4 protein-coding genes are annotated in these 5,440 nt (G+C 73.8%); 2 read left to right on the forward strand and 2 right to left on the reverse strand.

The features are described 5' to 3' along the window. Window positions 1-169: 169 nt before the first annotated feature. Window positions 170-1,426, reverse strand: coding sequence for an alpha/beta hydrolase (locus ACFV6D_RS27505; RefSeq protein WP_380430341.1), 1,257 nt, complete (start codon window positions 1,424-1,426; stop codon window positions 170-172). Window positions 1,427-1,555: 129 nt separating this feature from the next. Here ACFV6D_RS27505 and ACFV6D_RS27510 point away from each other — a divergent pair, with 129 nt between their 5' ends. Continuing rightward, the gene (locus ACFV6D_RS27510) at window positions 1,556-2,014 is read left to right on the forward strand and encodes a MarR family winged helix-turn-helix transcriptional regulator (RefSeq protein WP_380561440.1); all 459 of its coding nucleotides are present in this window, start codon (window positions 1,556-1,558) and stop codon (window positions 2,012-2,014) included. An 85-nt stretch (window positions 2,015-2,099) separates the two neighbouring features. On the opposite strand, the gene ACFV6D_RS27515 is transcribed toward ACFV6D_RS27510, so the two are convergent. Beyond that, entirely contained in the window at window positions 2,100-3,944 is a 1,845-nt protein-coding gene (locus ACFV6D_RS27515; protein ID WP_380561442.1) for a CocE/NonD family hydrolase, read from the reverse strand. A gap of 325 nt (window positions 3,945-4,269) precedes the next feature. On the opposite strand from ACFV6D_RS27515, the gene ACFV6D_RS27520 reads away from it, so the two are divergent. Then, window positions 4,270-5,391, forward strand: coding sequence for a HoxN/HupN/NixA family nickel/cobalt transporter (locus ACFV6D_RS27520; RefSeq protein ID WP_063347065.1), 1,122 nt, complete (start codon window positions 4,270-4,272; stop codon window positions 5,389-5,391). Window positions 5,392-5,440 lie beyond the last annotated feature (49 nt).

Below are 5,440 nucleotides of genomic sequence, written 5' to 3' on the forward strand. Positions count from 1 at the left end.
CCTACGCGGGCCAGACGGTCACCCTGAAGTTCACCGGCACCGAGGACGCCTCGCTGCAGACGAGCTTCGTGATCGACGACACCTCCATCCAGACCAGCTGACGCACCACCAGCACACCGTCCGGCCCCGGGGCTTCCACACCCCGGGGCCGGACTGTATGCGCCTGGTGTCACGCCCGGCGGGCGGCGGTGATCTGGGCGGGGACGGCGCCGAGCCACCAGGTGGGGTTGGCGGTGCCGTCGGTGGTGCGGCCGTCGTGGTGCACGTAGTGCCGCACGTCGCGCCCGGCCTCGGCGAACTCGCCGTTCAGGGCGCGCTCGATCCACTCCGCGCCGAAGCGGAAGATCTCGGCGGCGACCCCGCCCAGCGGGTGGAACTCGTTCTCGTAGACGCGCAGTTCCTTGGGCGCGCGGATGCGCTCGTAGTTGGCCAGGGCCTGCTCCAGCCGGGTCAGTTCGTCGAACTCGCCGATGCCGTACAGGACCGGGCAGTCGATCTCCTGGACGAGGTCGCCGAGCGGCATGCGGGCGACCAGTTCGCGGTCGAAGGCCTCCTCGTCGGTGTAGCCGGCCATGTACATGTAGTTGTTCTTGAAGGTCGGCTGGGCCTGCTCGAAGATCGTCTGGAAGTCGCCGGTGACCGCCTCGAAGGCGGCCAGCGCGGCGAGCCGGCGGTCGGCGGCGGCGGCGCGCGAGCCCCAGTAGCCGCTCATCGAGATGCCGAACATGCCGATCCGCTGCGGGTCGACCTCCGGGAGCGAGGCCAGGTGGTCGAGGTAACGGCTGATCGCCCGCTCGTAGTTGGTGAGGTCGACGGTCAGCCCGCCCGCCCGGGTCTCGCCCTGGCCGGGGCCCTCGATGGACAGGGCGACGATGCCGCGGGAGGTGTAGTACCGCTCGGCGGCGTAGATGTAGTCCTCCTTGATCATGTCCATCCCCGGGCCGAGGATCACCGCGGGGGCGTTGCGCACCTCGCCGGCCGGCAGGTGCAGCAGGCCGTAGATCCGGCCGCCCTCGAAGTCCAGCTCCACCCGGCGGACCCGGTCGTCGCGCAGCGCGCCGAGGCGCTCCACGCAGTGGTTGGCGTGCTCGCGGAAGGCGAGCTTGCGCGGGTCGGTGGCGTCGAAGACGGAGTACTGGGCGCGGCCCCACATCACCGCGGCGCGCACGTACAGGTCGGCGGCGGTCTGGGCGAAGCCGCCCCGCTCGTGGTGGGCGGCGCGCTCCTCGGCCTGCCCGGCCACGGTGGCCCAGGCCTTGGGGAGCATCGCCCCGCTCTGCACCAGCGCGAAGACCTTGTCGAAGTCGGTGTGGTCGTGGCCGAGCTGCTCCAGGGTGCCCTTGGCCTGGGGGTGCAGGGCGTCGAAGCCGCCCTGGGCGAGGGCGATGTCCAGGGCCCAGCTCTGTCCGGTCGAACGAACGGTCATGACGGGTGTCCTCCGTGTCGATAGGGGGCTCGGTGGCGGTGCCGCCGAGTCACTAAGTACTTATCTATTAAGTACTTAGGATATTCTGTTGTCAACCCGCCCATCGATCGAGCCACGGAGGCCGCCCCCATGTCGCAGCCCCGACCCACCCCCGCCCGCGAGCAGGCCCTCGACCAGCTCGCCCGCGCCGCCTACAGCCTCAGCGCCGCCGACTCCCGCCTGCGCGGACGCGCCACCCGCACCCCCGGCGCGCTCTCCCTCACCCACGCCCGGGCCCTGCGCGTCCTGGCCGAGACGGGCCCGCTGTCGATCGGCCAGCTCGCCGGCGCCACCGAGACCACCAGCGCCGCCACCACCCAGCTGGTCAACAACCTCGCCACCGCCGGCTACGTCACCCGGGAGCGCCCCCCGGGCGACAAGCGGTCCGTCCTGGTCGCCCTCACCGACGCGGGCCGCCGCCGTCACGACGAACGCCAGACCACCCTGGCGCAGGCACTCGACACCGCCCTCGCCCACCACGACGCCCCCGCCCTGGACGCCGCGACCGACGTGCTCCGGCAGCTGGCCGCCATCTACGACCGCCTCTGACCGGGGGGCTCAGGGAGCGTCCTGTGGGTCGTGCCGGGCTCACGGCGGCAGGGCGCACCCCGCCCCGCCCGTCGGTGTGCGCGCTTCAGCGCGGCACGCGGTGCTGCCATTCCCGGGCGAACACCACCGAGCCGGCCTCCAGCGCGCGCAGCTGCACGATGCTGAGGAAGTGCCCGGCGTCGCAGCGCAGTTGGGTGCGGGTCTGGACGGTGACGTCCCAGCCGATGTCGGGGCGTTCGAGGCGCACGGTGTGGTCGGTGCGGGCCTGGGCGCTGAGCGGGGCGCCGGTGAGCACCCGGTAGGCGGTGACGGTGTGCTCGTCGCGGACCAGGCCGTCGGGGTGGGTGCGGCTGCCGTCGGTGGCGGGGGAGAGTTCGGCACGCCATTCCCGGCGGCCGATGTCGTGCACGGTGACGTGCTCGGGCCGGGCGGTCAGCGGCTCCGTGCGGTGGATGTCGAGCGGCTCGGGCAGGGCGGGGGCCTCGAAGGCGACGGGGGCGGCGCCCATGTCGGCGGCGAGGTGGCGGGTGGGCAGGGTGAGGGCGGAGCGGGACGGGTCGAGCGCGTAGCCGGCGTCGTCCGGGGTGGGCCACACCCACGGCCAGTAGACCGAGGAGAGGGCGAGCCGCAGCCGGTGCCCGGCCGGGAGGGTGCCGGCGCAGGCGGCGAGCTCGACGTCCGCGTCGGGGCCGGTGGCGACCAGGACGCCCCGGGTGAGCAGCGTGGAGGTGCCGTCCGGGCCGACGGCGCAGAGCCGGGCGGTGATCTGGGCGGGCGGGCCGCCCTCGCGCAGGCGCAGCCGTACGGTCGGGGTGCCGAGCAGTTCGACCGGTTCGGGCAGCGGCTGGGAGTCGAAGCAGACCGAGCGGCCGTCCTCCTCGCGCTGGTCGGGCGGCTGGTCGGCGGGGCGGCCGAGCGGGACGTAGGCGCCGGCGTTGAGGCCGGTGTGCTGCGGGGAGCGGACGCGGACGTGGCGGTCGTCGGAGGCGGTGCCGGCGGTGCGCAGCGGGCCGTCGAGGCCGTAGTGGATCTCCCGGACGTCGGGGGAGGGCCAGGTCTCCTCGCCGGTCCAGCGGGTGCCGATCCAGCTGCGCAGGGCGGGCTCCGCCAGGGCGCCGGTGTCGAGGTCGCGCAGCCAGTGGTCCCACCAGCGCAGGGTCTCGGGGAGGGTGTCCTCGGGCAGGCCGTGCGGCCAGGGGCCGAGCAGGGCGCGGGCGGTGGGGGAGGTGGCGAGCAGGCGCAGCACGAAGGAGCAGGAGGGGTCGCCCCAGCCGGCGACGGCGAAGGTGGGGGCGGGGACGGGGACGGTGGTCTCGCCGGCGGCGAGCCAGGCGTCGACGGGCGGGTCCAGGGATTCGAGGCGGGCCAGCCAGTCGGCGCGCCAGGCGTCGCCGACGTGCCGGGGGTCGGGCGGGAGGGCGGCGTCGGAGACCAGGGTGGTGAGCCGGGTGTGCAGGTCGGCGGCGAGCAGGGCGCCGCCGAGGCGGTGGCCGCCTTCGGGGCAGACGGTGACCACGGCGCCGACGGTGTCGGGGGCGCGGGCCGCGAGCAGCAGGGCGGTGGTGCCGGCGGCGCCGACGCCGAGCAGGCCGACCCGGCCGCTGCACCAGGGGCGGCGGGCGAGCCAGTCGAGGACGGCGGCGCCGTCGTCGAGCTCCTGGTCGCCGCCGGGTTCGCCGGGCAGGCCGTCGGAGTTGCCGTGGCCGCGGGTGTCGACCCGGAGGGCGCCGTAGCCGTGGCCGGCGTACCAGGGGTGGCGGCGGGCGTCCTCGGCGGCGGTGCGGTCGGTGAGCCGGCCGGCGGAGTACTCCAGCAGGGCGGGGACGGGTTCGTCGCTGACCGGGCGCCACAGCCGGGCGGCCAGCCGGGTGCCGTCGGGCAGCGGGATGCGGACGTCCTCGCGGGTGGTGCGGAAGGGGTAGGACGGCATGGCCGCTCCCATCGGATCCCGGGCCGGTGAGCGCCGGCGGGCCCGCGGCGCGTACGGGGAGCGCGCTGCGGGCGTCGGCATCTCGACCCTAGGGGAGGAATCGTCCGATTTCCTGACGAAGGCTGCGCGGTGGTCGCGCCCCGCGGGTCGGGGCGGCGGGGTGGAGGCCGGCGCGAGCGGGCGTGTGCCCGCTGCCGCACGCCCCTCGTCCGCGCCCGTATGCCCCCGTTCGCCGTCGTCCGGCATTTGCACATGACTTGCAACTACTTCCCCGAGGGGGGAAAGATGGCCCAGCTTCGCCCGGACCACCCGAAAGGACCACAGGATGTCCAGCCCCGCCGCAGGTGCCTCGCCCGTCAGATGGCGTGACCGGCTCACCCGGGAGGAGTGGATGCGCCTGGCCGGGATGGGCGGTTTCATCCTCGTGCTGCACGTCGTCGGCTGGTTCACCCTGCTCGCGCTGGTCGCGCCCGAGCACTACAACGTCGGCGGCCAGGTGTTCGGCGCGGGCATGGGCCTGACCGCCTACACCCTCGGGATGCGGCACGCCTTCGACGCGGACCACATCGCGGCGATCGACAACACCACCCGCAAGCTGATGGGCCAGGGCAAGCGGCCCCTGTCGGTCGGCTTCTGGTTCTCGCTCGGGCACTCCTCGATCGTCTTCGGCCTCTGCGCGCTGCTCGCCTTCGGCATCCGCTCGCTCGCCGACCAGGTGGAGGCGGACGACTCGACCCTGCACACGATGACCGGCCTGATCGGCACCACCGTCTCCGGGACGTTCCTGCTGCTCCTCGGCCTGATCAACCTGGGCGCCTTCAACGGCATCCTCAAGGTGTTCCGCCGGATGCGCGTGGGCGAGTACGACGAGGCCGAGCTGGAGCGCCAGTTGGAGCGGCGCGGGCTGATGAACCGCATCCTCGGCCGGGTGACCAGGGCCGTCACCAAGCCCTGGCACATGTACCCGGTGGGCCTGCTGTTCGGCCTCGGCTTCGACACCGCCACCGAGGTGTCGCTGCTGGTGCTGGCCGGCGGCGCGGCCGCGTTCTCGCTGCCCTGGTACGCGCTGCTCACGCTGCCGATCCTGTTCGCGGCCGGGATGAGCCTGCTGGACACCATCGACGGCTCGTTCATGAACTTCGCCTACGAGTGGGCCTTCTCCAAGCCGGTCCGCAAGATCTACTACAACCTGACCGTCACCGGCCTGTCGGTGCTGGTCGCGCTGGTGATCGGCCTGGTCGAGCTGATCGGCCTGCTCGGCGAGAAGCTGGACATCACCAGCGGCCCGATCGCCTGGATCGGCGGGCTGGACCTCAACTTCGTCGGCTACGCGATCGTCGGCCTGTTCGTGCTGACCTGGGTCGCGGCGATCGCCTACTGGAAGTTCGGCAAGGTCGAGGAGAAGTGGTCGGCCGGCCTGGCCGCCGCGGCCGCCAAGTCGGAGTAGCACAAACCCCGAGGGGGGGGGGGTGCGGGCGACCGGGGCACCCCCCCCC

It is taken from the genome of Kitasatospora sp. NPDC059812 (genome assembly GCF_042732075.1).
Lineage (GTDB): Bacteria > Actinomycetota > Actinomycetes > Streptomycetales > Streptomycetaceae > Kitasatospora.